17 protein-coding genes are annotated in these 17,065 nt (G+C 40.9%); 12 read left to right on the forward strand and 5 right to left on the reverse strand.

Annotated features, from left to right (window positions below; all coding sequences use genetic code 11):
- Nucleotides 1-1,055: TonB-dependent receptor plug domain-containing protein (locus HP439_RS11230; RefSeq protein ID WP_172390431.1), on the reverse strand; the 1,055-nt coding region annotated here is incomplete at its 3' end.
- A gap of 135 nt (nucleotides 1,056-1,190) precedes the next feature.
- Entirely contained in the window at nucleotides 1,191-1,640 is a 450-nt protein-coding gene (locus tag HP439_RS11235; RefSeq protein WP_172390432.1) for a peptidase associated/transthyretin-like domain-containing protein, read from the reverse strand.
- 386 nt (nucleotides 1,641-2,026) lie between these two features.
- Here HP439_RS11235 and HP439_RS11240 point away from each other — a divergent pair, with 386 nt between their 5' ends.
- From HP439_RS11240 to HP439_RS11275, 8 genes are all read left to right on the forward strand, one after another.
- Complete coding sequence (locus HP439_RS11240) at nucleotides 2,027-2,629, forward strand: class I SAM-dependent methyltransferase (RefSeq protein WP_172390433.1); 603 nt, start codon at nucleotides 2,027-2,029, stop codon at nucleotides 2,627-2,629.
- 127 nt (nucleotides 2,630-2,756) lie between these two features.
- Nucleotides 2,757-3,521 (forward strand): SDR family NAD(P)-dependent oxidoreductase, encoded by a 765-nt coding sequence (locus tag HP439_RS11245; protein WP_172390434.1) that lies wholly within the window; start codon nucleotides 2,757-2,759, stop codon nucleotides 3,519-3,521.
- Nucleotides 3,522-3,537: 16 nt separating this feature from the next.
- Complete coding sequence (locus HP439_RS11250) at nucleotides 3,538-4,443, forward strand: helix-turn-helix domain-containing protein (RefSeq protein ID WP_172390435.1); 906 nt, start codon at nucleotides 3,538-3,540, stop codon at nucleotides 4,441-4,443.
- 224 nt (nucleotides 4,444-4,667) lie between these two features.
- The gene (locus tag HP439_RS11255) at nucleotides 4,668-5,216 is read left to right on the forward strand and encodes an RNA polymerase sigma factor (RefSeq protein WP_172390436.1); all 549 of its coding nucleotides are present in this window, start codon (nucleotides 4,668-4,670) and stop codon (nucleotides 5,214-5,216) included.
- Between the two features lie 87 nt (nucleotides 5,217-5,303).
- The gene (locus HP439_RS11260; RefSeq protein ID WP_172390437.1) at nucleotides 5,304-6,386 is read left to right on the forward strand and encodes a FecR family protein; all 1,083 of its coding nucleotides are present in this window, start codon (nucleotides 5,304-5,306) and stop codon (nucleotides 6,384-6,386) included.
- A gap of 147 nt (nucleotides 6,387-6,533) precedes the next feature.
- The gene (locus tag HP439_RS11265; RefSeq protein ID WP_172390438.1) at nucleotides 6,534-9,998 is read left to right on the forward strand and encodes a SusC/RagA family TonB-linked outer membrane protein; all 3,465 of its coding nucleotides are present in this window, start codon (nucleotides 6,534-6,536) and stop codon (nucleotides 9,996-9,998) included.
- 31 nt (nucleotides 9,999-10,029) lie between these two features.
- Entirely contained in the window at nucleotides 10,030-11,814 is a 1,785-nt protein-coding gene (locus HP439_RS11270; protein ID WP_172390439.1) for a RagB/SusD family nutrient uptake outer membrane protein, read from the forward strand.
- A 79-nt stretch (nucleotides 11,815-11,893) separates the two neighbouring features.
- Nucleotides 11,894-13,315: an arylsulfatase gene (locus tag HP439_RS11275; protein ID WP_172390440.1), complete on the forward strand. Its 1,422-nt coding sequence runs from the start codon at nucleotides 11,894-11,896 to the stop codon at nucleotides 13,313-13,315.
- A 199-nt stretch (nucleotides 13,316-13,514) separates the two neighbouring features.
- Here the strand turns inward: HP439_RS11275 and HP439_RS11280 are convergent, their stop codons facing one another.
- Nucleotides 13,515-13,847, reverse strand: coding sequence for a hypothetical protein (locus HP439_RS11280; RefSeq protein ID WP_172390441.1), 333 nt, complete (start codon nucleotides 13,845-13,847; stop codon nucleotides 13,515-13,517).
- Between the two features lie 260 nt (nucleotides 13,848-14,107).
- On the opposite strand from HP439_RS11280, the gene HP439_RS11285 reads away from it, so the two are divergent.
- The 4 genes from HP439_RS11285 to HP439_RS11300 are packed head-to-tail and all read left to right on the forward strand — an operon-like array spanning nucleotide 14,108 to nucleotide 15,993.
- Nucleotides 14,108-14,311, forward strand: a complete 204-nt coding sequence (locus HP439_RS11285; RefSeq protein ID WP_172390442.1) for a helix-turn-helix transcriptional regulator — start codon at nucleotides 14,108-14,110, stop codon at nucleotides 14,309-14,311.
- A complete protein-coding gene (locus HP439_RS11290) occupies nucleotides 14,308-14,646 on the forward strand; it encodes a HipA N-terminal domain-containing protein (protein ID WP_246229336.1) in 339 nt (112 codons plus the stop codon). Before HP439_RS11285 ends, HP439_RS11290 begins: the two co-directional genes overlap by 4 nt.
- A complete protein-coding gene (locus HP439_RS11295) occupies nucleotides 14,639-15,565 on the forward strand; it encodes a HipA domain-containing protein (protein ID WP_172390443.1) in 927 nt (308 codons plus the stop codon). Before HP439_RS11290 ends, HP439_RS11295 begins: the two co-directional genes overlap by 8 nt.
- 5 nt (nucleotides 15,566-15,570) lie before the next feature.
- Complete coding sequence (locus tag HP439_RS11300; RefSeq protein WP_425501357.1) at nucleotides 15,571-15,993, forward strand: DUF4143 domain-containing protein; 423 nt, start codon at nucleotides 15,571-15,573, stop codon at nucleotides 15,991-15,993.
- A 337-nt stretch (nucleotides 15,994-16,330) separates the two neighbouring features.
- On the opposite strand, the gene HP439_RS11305 is transcribed toward HP439_RS11300, so the two are convergent.
- A complete protein-coding gene (locus HP439_RS11305; RefSeq protein WP_172390445.1) occupies nucleotides 16,331-16,840 on the reverse strand; it encodes a hypothetical protein in 510 nt (169 codons plus the stop codon).
- Nucleotides 16,841-16,843: 3 nt separating this feature from the next.
- Nucleotides 16,844-17,065, reverse strand: a 222-nt coding sequence (locus tag HP439_RS11310; RefSeq protein ID WP_216657829.1) for a hypothetical protein, incomplete at its 5' end; no start/stop codon positions are given.

Raw genomic sequence — 17,065 nt, forward strand, 5'->3', positions numbered from 1 at the left:
TTGATATCTGCCGTCAGCCGGTTTAGGTTCCAGCTTCCGGTGGTATAGCCCACCTCTCCGCCAAATATCTCGTGCGGTTTCTTCGTAATGTAATTGATAATCCCCCCAAAGGAAGTCATCTGTGCACCAAAAAAAGTGGAACTAGGTCCTTTGATGGCCTCCACGCGCTCCACATTAGCGAGATCTATGCCTGTACGTAAATATGTTGCCATACCGTTCCTAAAATTTTCAGACGTCTGAAAGCCACGCGAAAAAAAAGCTGGCATCCCAGCGCCCGTTTTAGAGGGAGCGGCACCGGGAACATTTCGAAAGGCTTCGTCTAGGGTAATGGCTAATTGTTCCTTGATTAGCTCTTTATCCACGACGCTATAGACCTGCGCATTTTGTAAATAGGGAAGATCCATCCGAGCCACACTTTCGCTTTGTTTCTTGGAAGAAATCTGATACTTGTTGCCTACGACCATCACTTCTTCCAGTTGCTTGGCGGATGAGGAGAGCGTAAAATCCACCGTATTGACACCTTCCTGTACCTGCATTTCACGGATTAGGAGCTCCGCTCCAAGTAATTTTACCTGAACAAATTGTTTTCCTGGGCGCACCTGATCAATATAGTAGTAACCCTCGCCGTCTGCCATGACAGATCCCCCTTGGAGAATACTTACCGTCGTGTAAGGAGCAGGACTACCGTCGGAAGTCGTAATCTGTCCGCGAAGACTAGCAGTCGTATACGCCTGTGTTTGGATACTGATATGCTTCCCAACTATGCGATAGCTGCCCGGAAGTAGCCCAAGGTCTTCTTCCAACATGGCTTTTAATGGCTTGTTCGATATCTCAATGTTTATTCGGCTCCTCTGATCCAGCTGATCTGGAGAATAAGTAAAACTTAGACCATACTTCTCTTTTAGAACTTTTAACGTATTTTCGATGGATACACCTTTTAGTGTTAGGGTTATCCCTTTAGCTAACGAGTGAGTTTGCGCATAGCTAGAAAAGGAGAGACTAAAGATAAATAGAAGGACATGGGCGATTCCCATGGGTTTTATGATTCTTTGCATAGTTTTGTTTAAGATTAATAGCTTATGGGATGTGAATATTGTTTCCGGCACAACGTTTGACGATACGGTGCCGGATTCTTTTTTTGTATTGTTTAGGGAGACATATATTACGAACTTAGTTTATCGATATGTATTCTATTTATAGCGATAAACTTCTTGTTGATATATTCGATAACGTTGGTTAAGCGTTGTTACTGAAGAAGATTTCTGCGCAAACGCTGCCATCAGTCGGCTCGCCGAAACAATCACCTCACCGAATTTCCAAGTGCTTTCCCCTAATGAAATCTGCGGCTCATGGGCTCGATTTTGAGCGACGTCTATCGGAACTTCACAAAGTAAATAACCAATCATTGAAACGGTAAAGACATTATTTCCGATTGTTATGGGCAAGGTCAACTGGCTATCACCTGATACCTTTGTGCTTGTCATTGAATCTTTTGTCGATAGGGTCGCTTCCTCAATCGGACTTTCGGTTATATCCTTGACGACTCCTGAAATAGTCTGACTAACATGCTGCGCGATACCATTTCCAACTAAGCACATCACGAATTCCAAGATGGTTGATTGGGTAAAAATTCCTTTCATGACACGGTTTTAAATTTTTGTCCCCGCAATATTACATTTTATTTAGATCAAATAAAAATAGTGTCGCGCAATTTTAGATGTTAAACAACGGTCGATTCTGTTTTTAGCGCTGCCAAAACCTATTCGGAAAAGCTACCTCTCGAAAGTTATTCCGAGCATGAACGCAATCGAATTGCCGAATAACATTACATCAAAATACATTAACGGGCTCGAAAAAACGATATTTACCATCAAGAGCTCCCGCAATTAAGAATAGCTATTCAAATAAGAAAGGATTTGCTAAATTTATAAATCGGTACTTGGCAAAAAAAGCTGTGTTGAAATTCATCGGTGTTATCGATCTTCGGAACGATTAGAAAATATTAATAATTCCATTTTATATATCCATGACAGAATTTTGGGAAGAAGCATTTAGAAACAGACAGGAAATGTGGGGCCTAGAGGCTGCAAAATCAGCAGAATTGACAAAAGAATTCTTTGTTGCCAATAATGTAAAAAACATGTTGATCCCCGGCATTGGCTATGGACGAAATGCGCAAGTTTTTATACATAGCGGAATTGAAGTGACAGGAATTGAAATATCGCAAACAGCAATCGATTTAGCGAAAAAGCATTTTAATGACGACTTGACTATTTATCACGGTTCAGTGACGGAAATGCCCTTCGATAATAGGCGGTACGAGGGAATATTTTGCCACGCTCTTATTCATCTCTTAGACAAAAAGGAAAGAGCGAACCTGATCGCTTCCTGCTACAACCAACTGGTGGAGAACGGCCTGATGGTATTTACCACAATCACCAAAAAAGCGCATACATACGGACAGGGGATTCGCATCAGCGAGGACCGGTTTGAGATGTTCGGCGGAGTAAAATTGTTTTTTTACGATAGAGAAACGATAGAAGATGAATTCGGTAAAGCGGGCCTTTTTGAGGTTACAGAAGTAACCGAAGACTATCCATTTTACATTATAAAATGTAGAATGGACTAAAAACTCGCCTCAATACCTCCACCCGGTCAAAACAAAGACGATTCCTTTTAGGCTACAACGTTCTGACATTTGGCTACATCTGATTCTTAAATTGTGCTGACATTTGTATCAACAAAAGACAAATAAGATGAACTTCACAACAAAAACAGCAATAGTAACAGGTGCAAGCCGTGGGCTTGGCAGAAATATGGTGTTAGCCCTCGCAAAAAAAGGTATCGACGTAATTTTCACCTACAACCACAACAAGGAAGCTGCTGAGCAAGTGGTTTCAGAAATTCAATCGCTTGGGCGGAAAGGAAGAGCATTTCAGCTGGATACCCGAAAAGTAGCTCAGTTTGACGACTTCTTTAGACAGACGGCCGAATATTTACAGAAAGAAACCGGAAGCCCAAATTTCGATTATCTGATAAACAATGCAGGAACAGGTCTTTATGCTCCTGTTCAAGACGTAACTGAAGAACAATTAGACGACACATTCAATATCCACTACAAGGGGGTATTTTTCCTTACCCAAAAAGCATTACCGTTTTTGAATGACGGTGGTGGGATTGTGAACATCTCAACAGGACTTGCGCGCTTTGTATCTCCAAATTATTCCGTCTACGCGTCAATGAAAGGAGCAATCGAAGTGCTTACCCGTTATTTGGCAGCGGAACTGGGGGCACGAAAAATCAATGTAAATACGGTTGCACCCGGAGCAATTGAGACGGACTTCAATAGCGGAGCCGTTCGTGACAATAAAGACTTAAACGCTCACGTTGCCAGCACTGTCGCTTTGGGCCGCGTGGGTTTACCAGAAGATATTGGAAGCGTCGTCGCATTTTTGTGTACAGACGACGCGCGTTGGATAAACGCGCAACGCATTGAAGTTTCTGGCGGACAAGCCTTGTAATAAAAACATTAGTACTATGACGAATATCAATCCTACACATATAAAATCCATCAGCGAGTTTCATCAACTAAAAAATCTGCCCGCACCCCAACACCCTCTTATCAGTTTGGTAAATGTGGCGGATTTCTCGCATTCACAGGAACCGGAAAACATAATAATGGATTTTTACTCGGTCGCATTAAAAAGGAATTGCGGAAAAATTCGTTACGGTCAACAACAATACGATTTTGATCAGGGTGTGATGTATTTCATCGCACCCCACCAGGTACTTAACGTAAGCAGGCCCGAAAATCTTCAACCAACAGGCTCTATGCTACTTATCCATCCTGACTTTTTTTGGAACACTTCACTTGCAAAAACAATCGCTGGATACGAGTACTTTGGCTACGCTGTGAACGAAGCCTTATGGCTTTCCGAAAAAGAAGAGTCCGTTATTCTAGGCATTATGCGAAACATTCAACAAGAATACCAGAACAACATTGATAAATTCAGCAAACAAATTATCGTTTCACACATAGAAAGCTTGCTCAATTATTCAGAACGTTTTTACCATCGGCAATTTATCACCAGAGAGAAGGCCAATCATGAAATACTTGAGCGCCTAGAGAAGTTACTTTCGGATTATTTCAACGGTGAATATCTGGTGAGTAAAGGCTTGCCATCTGTCCAGTACATTGCGGATAAATTAAACACCTCTCCGAAATATTTAAGTAGTCTATTAAAAGTACTGACAGGCCAGACCGCCCAGCACCATATACACGAAAAACTGATCGATAAAGCGAAAGAAAAACTATCAACAACAAATTTTTCCATCAGCGAAATTGCCTATCAACTTGGGTTTGAACATTCGCAATCGTTCAGCAAACTATTCAAAACAAAGACAAACGCTTCTCCCTCAGCATTTAGACAGTCGTTTAAATGACCTCTTGAGATTTGATCATTTCCATTTCCATTGTTTAGACAAAGTTCTATGGCGTAACAAGCTGAAAGACTACATTTAACAAACGTTCTCTCGGCTACACATTTTTTTGGTATCTTCTCTTAACATTTCTTGTTATATTGCCGGTCAAGTAATAAAAGCAAACTAATTTTGTCTCTAATTGAATTAGGACACTTGATTGATGGAGTGTGAAAACAGAGCCTGAAATGAATACGCCCATAGACTGGCTAAGAATACAATATGCTATCGCCGAACAGCGGGACGAAGATGCATATAAAACCCTATTTTTCCATTTTCATTCCGATTTAATATATTTTAGTCGGTCGCTCCTTCATGATATACAAACGGCAGAAGATGTTGTTTCCGAAACCCTTGTCAAAATATGGACGATGGGACCTAAACTCCTATCAATCGGCAATCTCAAAACCTACCTCTACCGTTCGGTAAAAAACAGTGCACTTAATATTATTGCAAAAAACAAACTACAAGATGATTATACGCTGACCTGCGATCGCCCAATACATACCTATACTCCAGAACAAGAACTAATTAGTAAGGAAATCATACATAGTATTGAATACGCAATATCCAACCTACCTCCCAAAACAAAAACCGTTTTTATTTTAATCCGTGACAACGGCTGTTCCTACAAAGAAGTCGCAGAAATTATGGAAATAAGTAGAAACACAGTCGATCGTCATATGCAGATCGCTTTAACAAAGATCCAAAAAGCGCTCCCGTTAATAATTAAATAACTTATTATTAACCTTTTGATAATAAAATTCAAAATTGATTGGTGAATTCTGTGATTGAATTTGTCTTACCCTAAAACAGCCCATTGTATGCCCGAAAATAGAGACGCCTTTATTGTACTATTGAACGAATATTTAAAAGGAAATCTTCGCCCGGATCAGGTACATCGCCTCGAAGACGAAATTAAATCCGATCCGCAAAAACAGCTGCTGTTTGATATCATGCAAGGTAAAAGACGGGAAGAGCCAGCTCAAGATCAGCTGGAGATTGACTATGCTAATCACCGCGCAAAACTTGTTGAACTCGGCGCGATGGATAAACCGAAAAGTAGAATATTTCGTTTACCAAAATTTTGGCGGGCAATGGCCGCCTCGATCGTATTTTGTCTTTCTTTAGGTGTTCTCTACCATTATATCTTTCGTACAAATAAACATGCTTCTTCTGCTACCGAATACGTTGTCTCAACGGAACGTGGAGAAAAAAAACACATCACCATGCCCGACGGCACTGAGATATGGCTGAATGGGGAAAGCGAGCTGTTCTATCAGGCGGGCTTCAACACGGAGAATAGAGACATAAAACTTACTGGCGAGGCATATTTTGACGTTTCGAAAAACAAAAAATTACCTTTTATTGTGAACGCAAACGGCATAAAAATAAAGGTCGTAGGAACCGCATTTAATGTACGCGCTTACAATGAAGAAGGAGAAATTCAGACCTCTTTGATAGAAGGAAAAATCGAATTATCTACCGTAAATAAAACAGGTTCTTCCCAATCTTTTAATATGCAACCGGGCGAAAAAATAACCATACAAAAACGTTTAACCAAAGATGATAAATCCAAAGCGCAACTAAACACTGCATCTTTTGCTGAGGAAAGTACCGTGTTCATAAGAAGCAAAATAAAAAATGACTTTGCTCAGGAGCTTCCGTCAGAAATTTTATGGAAAGAAAATACGCTAGTTCTAGATAGCGATCCGCTGAACATCGTCGGATCGAAGCTCGAAAAATGGTTCGACAAAACAATTGTAATAGAGCAGTCAGCTGACAATAACTTTAAATTCAACGGTTCATTTAACGAAACAGATATACAAAAGGTCTTGCAAATACTCAAAGAAAGCGGGGGCGATTTCCAGTACGAGACAAACCAAGATACTATTCGAATATATTAAAATCCAATAACTTAAAAATATGATATAAGCCTACTAAAACTAAAGAAGGGTACAACTAGTGCTGCACCCTCCGAATGTAAAACCAATTCAAAGCACCGAGTCCTGAGAAAATTGGGTGCTTATTACTAATTAAACCATTTTAAAAATATGAAAAAAAACTCACATGGTAGGATATGCTGTGTAGGAAACCACTGGCCCTATAAATATGTATTAATGACAAAATTGATCATCTGTCTTATTTGCGTATTCTCATTGCAGGGATTTGCGAACAACAGCAACGCCCAAGCAAAAATCTCTTTAAAGCTCAGAGATAGCAACCTAAAAACGATTATCAAAAGTATAGAGAAGCAGACCTCCCTAAGGTTTATCTATATAGATGATTTGCTGCCAGAGGAAAAACTTGCTCCAATTGCAGCGACGGACCAGCCATGGACGAACATCCTCATCCCGTTACTGAACGAGGCTGGCTTGACATTTAAAAAGCTGGAAGGAAACCGAGTAGTCATCACTCCGCGCCCCCAGTCAGCAAAACAGGGATTTCCAATAAAAGGAAAAATTACCGATGCGGCCGGCAAGCCGCTTGCAGGGGTGAGCGTGGTTGAAAAAAACAGCGAAAAAGGAACAACAACGGACCAAGGAGGAAACTTTGCGTTTTCAGTGTCTTCGGATCAGTCCGTTATTCTTTTAAGTTACATTGGATACGTTCCCCAAGAACTTAGAGTGTCATCCGAGCTATTAGCAATTACCTTGGAGGAAGACTTGGCTTCAATTGAAGAGGTTGTCATCGTGGGCTACGGTACCCAGAAGAAAGCGAACTTAACTGGAGCTGTATCCTCCGTGGACATGGATAAAGTATTGGGTGATCGTCCAGTAAGCAGCGCTTCACAGGCACTACAGGGGGCAGTACCAGGGCTTCAGGTGACTTTTGGCGGAGGTAGGCCTGGACAAAACACGTCTTTGAATATTCGCGGGGTAACATCGATAAATGGCGGTTCACCGCTAGTCCTCGTGGATAATGTGCCAATGAACATTGATGATGTGAATCCGAAAGACATTCAAAATGTGACCGTATTAAAAGACGCTGCTGCTGCATCTATATACGGAGCGAGGGCGGCATTCGGTGTCATATTGATCACGACCAAGAAAGGCGGCCGCAACCAACCTACAAAGATCAACTATTCAACCAATCTAACATGGACACAGGCTACTTCGTTACCTGAAAAGGCTACTCCTTTGGAATTCGTGCAAGGATTAAAAGACTTTGGCAATACAACGAACTGGGCCGGGCAGAATGTGGACACATGGCTTGAACTGTTGAAAGAATACGAGCTAGACCCAGCCGCCTATCCGGAGGGCATAACGACCGTGGACGATGTTCGCTATCCTTTGCAGGAACACGACATGTACAATGAAGTGTTTGGAACTGGTACTGAGCAATTACACAACTTATCTATTAGTGCTGGATCGGAAAAGATTTCATACCGTCTCTCAGGTATGTACGGTGATGAAGACGGTATCATGAAAACAGACAAGGATAGTTATAAACGCTACAACATCAACGCTTTTGTAAACGCAGAAATAGTTAAAAATCTCAGCGCTAGCGTAAATGTGTTTTATAAAAATGATGATCGTAAAACACCAGTCGCGATGGGCGAGATGTTTCATCGTGCTATTACGCACGGTTCCTATGTTAATACAGGATACGATACCGGAATGGATGGGAAACCTATACCGTATGCTACACCTAACAATTATCTAGATTATGAAGACCCTACGGAGAATTTTAATGATGATTTACGATTATTCGGAAAGCTGGAATACAACCCGATAGTCGGACTGAACATAACCGGAGAGTACACGTTTAATAAGACCAACACGAATGAGAAATCTTATCAAACACGTAACAAATATTTAAATCCGAACAATTACAACGAGGAGTATTTGTTTAATAACGAATATTATCGACGCACGAGCGGTATCACCAATTACAAAGCGCTGAATCTATATGCAAGTTATTCGCACGCGCTGCAAGGACACAACCTAAAGTATTTGCTCGGAACAAACTACGAAAAAAGCGACATGGAAAGCTACTGGGCAATGCGGTACGATTTACTAAGTCCTACTTCTCCTTCTCTGGGCACCAGCAGTGGTACACAAACGGTGGGTGACTCATTTGGTCAGTATGCGGTGCTCGGGTACTTCGGGCGTATTAATTATGACTATAAGAATCGTTATCTACTGGAAATCAACGGCCGATTTGATGGGTCTTCACGTTTCCTTAAGGGTTCACGTTTCGGGTTTTTCCCTTCGATTTCCGCGGGTTGGAACGTCTCAGAAGAACCTTTTATGGAGGAGGTAAGAAACGTGATTCCGCAGCTTAAATTTAGGGGTTCCTTTGGCGAAATCGGAAATCAAGTCGTGTTGAACACGGACAACCAACAGGTTTACTTCCCAGTGATACCCGAAATGGAAACACCTAATTCAGGCTGGACGAATCCAGAGACTGGTATCCGTTATTTAACTATCTCTCCTCCAAGCTTGGTTTCTTCGACCTTCACCTGGGAAAAAGTTAGAACATTAAACCTAGGAGTAGATATTTCACTTATAAATGGGAAATTAAATACCTCGTTCGATTGGTTCAAAAGGCAGACAATAGGCATGCTTTACCGTGGAGCAGACCTTCCCGCCGTACTGGGATCCGTACCACCTTATCAAAACGTTACAGACCTAGAATCCAAAGGGTGGGAATGGGAACTTGCATGGAAGGATCAAATTAACGCATTCAACTACTCCATTGGTTTTAACCTATCAGACAACAGGGGCTACATTACAAGAATCAATAACAGCGCCGGATTCATCAACGATTATTACCAAGGTAAAGAAATTGGAGAAATATGGGGTTATGTTAGCGACGGGTATTACACCGAGGCCGATTTTGAGCCAGGAACCTTAGATGCGAATTTAATGAACGGCACACTAAAAGGGGGCATACCTTTTTTCAAAGGTATTGCTCAAAACCCTGGAGACTTAAAGTATGCTGATTTGAATGGCGACGGAGTTATATTCTCAGGAAATGGCACCTTGGGTGATCCAGGTGATATGAAAGTCATCGGTAATAACACAAGGAGGTATCAGTATGGTATCAATGGAAATTTCAGCTATAAGAATATCGATCTTTCCATTTTCCTACAAGGGGTGGGCAAACGCGATCTTTGGATGAACGACCCTATAATCTGGCCCTACGTTAACGAATTCGGCGGTTTGTTCCAACATAACCTCGATTATTGGACCGCCGGAAATACGGATGCTTATTATGGCCGCATCTATGCAAACGCTGGATTGAATACATTAGCAAACAGAAGAATCCAAACAAAGTTTCTGCGAGATGGTGCCTACATGCGTGTGCGGAACATTACTTTAGGATACAATCTTTCAAAAGAATTGCTCCACACGCGTTTTATTGAGAGTATCCGAATCTACGCCTCAGGGGAAAACTTGTTCCTATCGGACAACTTGCCGCAAGGTTTTGAAGCCGACGCCGCAAATCTGGGATCAGGTGGTATCTATCCATACTTGAAAAAATACAGCTTTGGTGTCAACATCAACTTCTAATGTAGTATTTCCAATTTCTAACAACACTAAAATGAAAAAGACATTTTTAAATATAGGGCTTTCACTCTCCATCACATTTGCAACAATCAGTTGTTCAAATCTTCTGGATCTAAGTCCGGAGGGCTCTTTAACAGAACCCACAACCTTCACAAACTACGATAATTTCGTCACCTATGCCTGGCAGTTTTACGATGCCTTCCCGGGATACGACGCTAGTGTGCCCAATTCAGAATTCAACGCGGATCTATTCGCACAGGCCAATAATAACGCGACTTCGGATTGGCTATGGAACCGTATGGTCGTACCGGGATCTTCGGACGATTATGATATACCCTATACAAACATCCGTGCAATAAATATTATGCTGGACAATATTGACGGTGCAAGTCAACTAAGTGAAACCGAGAAGAATCACATAAGAAGCATTGGTTACTTCTTCAAATCTGTGAACTACATGAACCTCTTGAACAGATACGGCGAAGTCATATGGGTGGAGAATGCAATCGGTGATGATGATACGGATATCCTTTATGGCACCCCCTCTTCCCGTGATGAAATCGCACAAAAAATACTCGACATGCTTGAGTATGCCGAGCAGCACATAAATGAAAACGGAGATGGGAAAAACACAGTTAATAAGCATGTCGTGCGTGCTCTATTGTCTCGTTTTGGCTTACGCGAGGGAACTTGGCGAAAATATCACGGTTTAAGCGAGTCCACAAGGTATCTCGAGGCTTCGGTTTCGGCCGCAAAATCGCTGGTTGCAAGTTTTCCCGACATTCACCCTGACTATGACGAACTGTTCAACAGCGAGTCTCTCGCACCGGTCTCAAGTGTTCTCTTATACAAACAATATGAACCAAATCAGATTATGCATGTGTTAGCCTCGCGCGCACGGAATTCTTCAGGGAGATGGGACTTAACAAAAAGTGCGGCAGATCTGTATTTATTGAAGGATGGGGAGACGAGGTGGACCAGCTCAATGTTTGACGGAGATAAAAACCCATTCGATGAGTTTAGAAATCGCGACACTCGTCTTTATTTCACAGTTCCGCCTCCTTATAAAGTAATTACTGCGCATCCAAGTTACCAATGGGAACACACGGGTAATGCTGCAGATCGTGAATACATAGATATTATGGCTGAATTATCAGTGGAGTCACGCAAAACCCTTCCCGCGATAAATTGGGAAGGTCTCGTTTTACGACAAGAACCCCACTTCGTTGACGCCAACAACGGGCAGCCTTTTAACGTTTCCTTTACAGGATACCGTTTTTACAAATTCAGTAACAAAATTAACAAGATCCAGAACCAGGATATCAACGATGCACCTGTCTTCAGAATGGGGGAAGTATTCGTTAATTATGCAGAAGCTATGTTTGAGCTCGATAAGATCGATCAAACTGTAATAAATCAAACAGTTAATAAGCTACGCGCTCGAGGCGGGGTGGCAGCACTACAGATTAGTAATATTCCTGACGATCCGAAACGCGATCAATCAGTTGACCCGCTCCTTTGGGAAATTAGGCGCGAACGTGCCGTAGAGCTTATGGGTGAAGGGTTCAGGTTTGACGACCTGCGCCGATGGAAAAAAATGGAATATGCGATGGAACGTAAAATAGGACGCTATATCACCAAGGGAATAGACGTACCGGAAAACTCGGTAATTCCAATTCTAGGTGGCGCGAAGGCAGGATATATCGCATACGAAAACAAACCTTCCGGCACGTTTCCAGATGCTTATTATTTATACCCTATACCCTCAGCCGAAATAGTACTCAACCCGAAAATCAAACAAAATCCAGGTTGGCAGTAAGAACCCGCTGGTATTTTGGTTCATGCAGAGCTATTGCATGAACCAAATAATTTAATAAAAAACAAAATTCTTTTATTGTATGAAAAGTACCTTACTCACATTAATGATTGTTTTGCTCGCATCGACTGCCTTCACACAGGCGCATAGCAGAAAGCCAAATATTGTGTTTATTCTCGCTGACGATTTAGGCTACGGCGATTTGGGAGTATATGGTCAAACTAAGATCAAGACTCCCAATATTGACGCACTAGCAAAATCAGGTATACGTTTTACAAATTTTTATGCCGGAACCTCCGTTTGCGCCCCCTCACGTTCCGCTCTAATGACGGGACAACATACCGGACATACACCGATTCGTGGGAACAAAGAAATAGAACCTGAGGGACAGGCTCCCCTTCCTGATTCCGCCCAAACCGTAGCGATGCTTCTCAAAGAGAATGGTTATGTAAACGGTGCGTTTGGAAAATGGGGATTAGGTATGGTCGGAACGTCCGGAGATCCAAATACAAAGGGCTTCGATCAGTTCTTCGGTTATATCTGTCAACGTCAATCACATCGTTACTATCCAACTCATTTGTGGGACAATAACGACCGTATTGAGCTCCAGGGAAACGACCTATCAAAGAAAGTACATTACGCGCCAGAGCTTATTCAACAAAAAACGCTGGAATTCATTGCCGAGAACAAAGATAAACCGTTCTTTCTTTTCGTCCCAACCGTGCTTCCACATGCAGAGCTTTCTGGCCCTGAAGACGAATTTTATAAACAGTACGAAAACAGTTTCCAGGAAACCCCACATAAGGGGGCTGACTACGGACCTAATGCGACCGTTGCCGGTTACACTTCTGTGGACCGCCCAAGGGCTACATATGCGTCGATGGTTGCTAGAATGGATGCCTACGTCGGACAGATCCTAGACAAACTCGAAGAACAGGGCCTTACTGAAAATACGATTGTCTTTTTCAGTAGCGACAACGGATCGCACAAAGAAGGCGGAGCCGATCCGGACTTCTTTAACAGCTCAGCAGGACTTCGAGGAAACAAACGCGACCTATACGAAGGAGGTATTAAAGTGCCGATGATCGTCAGATGGCCCGCAAAGATAAAACCAAATACCAGCAGCCAGCATCAGGGAGCATTCTGGGACATTATGCCTACTTTGGTGGAGATCACCGGGGCGAAACAACCAAACTACACGGACGGAGTTTCTTTTGCGCCTAGTTTATTGGGAAAAGGAAACCAAGACGAACATAATTTCTTATACTGGGAATTCCATGAAGATGGGGGACGCCAGGCTGTGCGTGCAGGAGACTGGAAACTCATTAAACAACGAGCTAGGAAGCCTTCGGAAACCAGTTTCGAATTGTATAATCTAAAAACCGACCCGTCGGAATCGGATAATGTTATACAAAAACATCCAAAGCGTTTTCAGACCCTGAAAAAGATCATGGATCAAGCTCATCAAGAAAACCCGGAGTTTCCGCTATTAATGGATATTTAATCAATATTTTAACAACCCCCTCCCGATTCCTGTGGAGGGGATTATCTCCCCAGTACGCAAAGACAACCCCAGCATTGCAAATTATATCAGTAATATTAAGGCCATTGAATATCAACTCCTTTAAAACTAAAACCGATATCTCGACCAAGCTTACCAAACACACGTAATTTTAATAAGCTGGCCGTAGGTATTTTTTTTGCTACTTTGTCAAAAGCCAGTAAAACCCATAATTGATTCCGCTCCCTGCATCGGGAGTCGAAAATGTTTTGCTGGGATCATTCGGTACTAATCCCGTATAACTATGGTATTGGTTCCCCTTGGGATCGATCAAATCTTGCGTGCCGAATTGCAATTTAGCTGTGCCTCCGCCCGTATGCTTTATTAGGCCCGCGACAAATATCTTTCCACTTGCTTGATCCGCATATACCCGAGTCAGCGAAATGGTTATCCCATCGACGGACAGCTCTTGCGCATTGCTTCGCAAGTCCAAAGCCTCTTTTAGGATTTCCTTTCGTTGATTTTGCTCATGCAATTGCGTTTCCAGATTTTTAATCTTTTGTTCAATTTTGAATATATACGCCTAGCGGGTTTTGAAATGAGCGATTTCATCCGAAGAAATTTTGATTAAAATTTTATTATTTGTGATGTATTATTAAATTGATCTTGCGGATAACTGTAAAAACTCATGTAATATACCTAAAAAGGTATAACATTCTAATTATTTGTTTTTTTATACCCGAAATAGTATAGTTGTTAATTTTTATCTATATTTATATCAGAAAAGGTATAATTATGAATTCGTTACGACAGTTTGTTAAGCAAAAAAGGAAAGAACTCAAGCTTACGCAAGAGGATTTAGCATTAAATGCTGGGGTAGGATTACGCTTTGTACGTGATTTGGAACAAGGGAAAAAAACACTTCGTTTGGATAAAGTGAATGATGTGTTGGCCTTATTTGGTAAGGAAGTTGGTGTAACCGATAAAAGTAGAAAATGATGGCACGTCGAGCTAAGATATATTTTCAAAATGAATTGGCAGGCTATTTGGCTGAAGCAGATGGGGGATTTACTTATCGTTATGCAGAAGAATACCTAAATTTTACAGATCCAAAACCAATTAGCTTAACAATTCCACTTTCAAGTCAAACCTATCATAGTAAAGTGTTATTTCCATTTTTTGATGGTCTTATACCAGAAGGCTGGCTTTTAGAAATAGGAGAGAAACATTGGAAATTGAATCCAAGAGACCGATTTGCATTACTCATTAACTTATGTAGGGATACTATTGGGGCTGTTTCTGTATATCCGATGGAGGCGGAAGAAAATGGCTAATTGTTTGTTTTGTTATAAACCCATTGAAGTAGGTGATTATCATCCTAGTTGTTCTAAAAAGTTTTTTGGAACGACTACTGTTCCTATCCTTGAATTGGATCAAGAGAAACTTAACAAGTTAGCTCAAATCACAGTAAACGAAAGACTAGCTTTGACAGGAGTGCAGCCTAAAATTTCCCTAAGCTTAAATGGAGAAAAAGGAAATAGAAGATTGACCTTAGTTGGTCTTTGGGGAGATTATATCTTGAAGCCTCAATCTGCAGATTATGTTTTTATGCCTGAGGTGGAAGACTTGACTATGCATTTAGCTAATCTATTTAGGATTGAAACTGCTGAACATACTCTGATCAAGACGTCTACTGGTGAATTAGCTTACTTGACGAAGCGTTTTGACCGTAAAACAGGACAGAAGATTCATGTAGAAGACTTGTGTCAACTTTCAGAACTACTTACTGAACAAAAATATAATGGTTCTTATGAACGTGTAGGAAAGGTTATAAAGCAATACACAACTAACTCTGGACTAGATACCATAAAATATTTTCGATTGGTTTTATTTAGTTTTTTGACAGGTAATAATGATATGCATCTTAAAAACTTTTCTTTGAAGCATACGGATAAAGGAATTTTACTTTCTCCGGCTTACGATTTATTAAACGTAAATCTTATCTATCCAAAAGATAAGGAAGATTTAGCTTTAACTTTAGGCGGACGAAAGCGTAAAATCAAGAAGTCTGATTTTGATCAATTTGCGATGAGCTTAGGACTTTCTGATTTAGTTCGAGATAATATTTATAAAGACTTTTCGAGGCAAACGGACAAGGTAGCTGATTTTATAGATAGAAGCTTTTTGAACGTTGATTATAAAGTAAGATTTAATGAAATCTATTTACAGAAGTTGAAACAAATTGGTTTATAAATTCATTGCGCCAGCTAACGATTTCCCTTATCACCAACATTGGAAACCTTGTTTCGGCCAATAATCTAGTTGGCATGTTTGATATAAAGTCAGCCACCACGTTCTTAGAATACTTCTCCTTCCTAAAAGACGCTTATTTATTCGAGTTCGTTCCGATTTTCAGTCATTCCTTAAAAATCCAGGCGCGTAACCCTAAAAAAGTATATGTTATTGATATGGGAATTTATTCGGAGAACTCGCTATCGGTTAGTGCAAACACTGGTCGACGTTTAGATAACCTTGTGTTTTTACATTTACGCCGCAAGTATAAAAACATCTTTTATTTTAAAGATCGCGGTGAATGTGATTTTGTATTTATGGAGAAAAGCAGCGTAACGGAAGTTACACAAGTGTGCTTAACGATAAATGATAAGAATTTTGGTCGGTAATATAACAGCTTAATAGAATCTTTAGGGCCCGTAGGGGTAAAGAAAGTACTATAGTTACGCTTAATCAAACTGATGTTTTTGAAGAAGACGATATCTTGATTGAGATGTTAACAGCAGAAGATTTTTTGAGCATATAAAACGCTGTACTATTGGCTAGGCCACCGAAACCTTTCAATACCAATAGGTAGGGAAATGAACAATTGCCTCAAAACGCGCAGATACTTTTAAAACGACTTTACATCTGTATGCTACAGACATCCCAAAAACGGTTATCTCTGTCCTGTCAAAATCCTGACGGATCCTAAGACAAAAGAGTACGCGCTCCTAAACAGTTCTGCTAATCTGATTGCTGTGGTTTTAAATATTTCCGTAATCTTCTGATGGGTAGATACGTGAATAATACAGAAAGTATACCTGCAAGAAAACCGTCTACAATAGCCATCCACAGTGCATCTAGTTTATAATGCGCGGAAAAAAAATATTGACAGCTCATCAGAATTATCAGAAGGAGTACACCCATCGTGATACCGTGCAGCACGCATAACTTGGTAATAAATCTCTTCCTATTTAAGCTTTCATCCACCATCAATTCAATTCGTTCTTCTTCTATTGCAGCAATAACCCTTTTGATGATATCCATCGTTAGAACCACCGGCAAAAATATTGCCATCGGCAACGTTAACCGCGCCAGACTTTGTGATCCGACGAAAAAGTGTGTATAGCCTAGCTCCTGAAAACTAGCGTAAGCAATAATGAAATTAAATAATACGTTCGGTAGGACATAGTAGCTCATCCGTTTTAAAAGGAAACGTTCTAGCGTCGTTTTCTTCTTATAACTGCCATTCATCGTCTAGGTGTTTTGGATTGACGAAGCCAGCAAATCGATTGCGCATTTTTTAATTTTAACAGCCTCTTCTTGCGATAAAAAATGTTCGTTGGATATAAAAGAAAAATCCATCTGCCCACCAAATGTGGATACAACCAGTGTATTGGAATTCAGCCATGGAAAGGCCACTGTTGGGCTATAAACGGTCTCAACTTCAAAATTCTTATAGGTGCGGGGAATATCGAT

It is taken from the genome of Sphingobacterium shayense (assembly GCF_013179575.1).
Taxonomy (GTDB): domain Bacteria; phylum Bacteroidota; class Bacteroidia; order Sphingobacteriales; family Sphingobacteriaceae; genus Sphingobacterium; species Sphingobacterium shayense.

Excerpts from the sequence above, each read along its gene's own strand:
- HP439_RS11245 (WP_172390434.1), top strand. The coding sequence starts at position 2,757 with ATGAACTTCACAACAAAAACAGCAATAGTAACAGGTGCAAGCCGTGGG.
- HP439_RS11260 (WP_172390437.1), top strand. The coding sequence starts at position 5,304 with ATGCCCGAAAATAGAGACGCCTTTATTGTACTATTGAACGAATATTTA.
- HP439_RS11270 (WP_172390439.1), top strand. The coding sequence starts at position 10,030 with ATGAAAAAGACATTTTTAAATATAGGGCTTTCACTCTCCATCACATTT.
- HP439_RS11255 (WP_172390436.1), top strand. The coding sequence starts at position 4,668 with ATGAATACGCCCATAGACTGGCTAAGAATACAATATGCTATCGCCGAA.
- HP439_RS11265 (WP_172390438.1), top strand. The coding sequence starts at position 6,534 with ATGAAAAAAAACTCACATGGTAGGATATGCTGTGTAGGAAACCACTGG.
- HP439_RS11250 (WP_172390435.1), top strand. The coding sequence starts at position 3,538 with ATGACGAATATCAATCCTACACATATAAAATCCATCAGCGAGTTTCAT.
- HP439_RS11235 (WP_172390432.1), bottom strand. The coding sequence starts at position 1,640 with ATGAAAGGAATTTTTACCCAATCAACCATCTTGGAATTCGTGATGTGC.
- HP439_RS11305 (WP_172390445.1), bottom strand. The coding sequence starts at position 16,840 with ATGAATGGCAGTTATAAGAAGAAAACGACGCTAGAACGTTTCCTTTTA.
- HP439_RS11240 (WP_172390433.1), top strand. The coding sequence starts at position 2,027 with ATGACAGAATTTTGGGAAGAAGCATTTAGAAACAGACAGGAAATGTGG.
- HP439_RS11295 (WP_172390443.1), top strand. The coding sequence starts at position 14,639 with ATGGCTAATTGTTTGTTTTGTTATAAACCCATTGAAGTAGGTGATTAT.
- HP439_RS11275 (WP_172390440.1), top strand. The coding sequence starts at position 11,894 with ATGAAAAGTACCTTACTCACATTAATGATTGTTTTGCTCGCATCGACT.
- HP439_RS11290 (WP_246229336.1), top strand. The coding sequence starts at position 14,308 with ATGATGGCACGTCGAGCTAAGATATATTTTCAAAATGAATTGGCAGGC.
- HP439_RS11285 (WP_172390442.1), top strand. The coding sequence starts at position 14,108 with ATGAATTCGTTACGACAGTTTGTTAAGCAAAAAAGGAAAGAACTCAAG.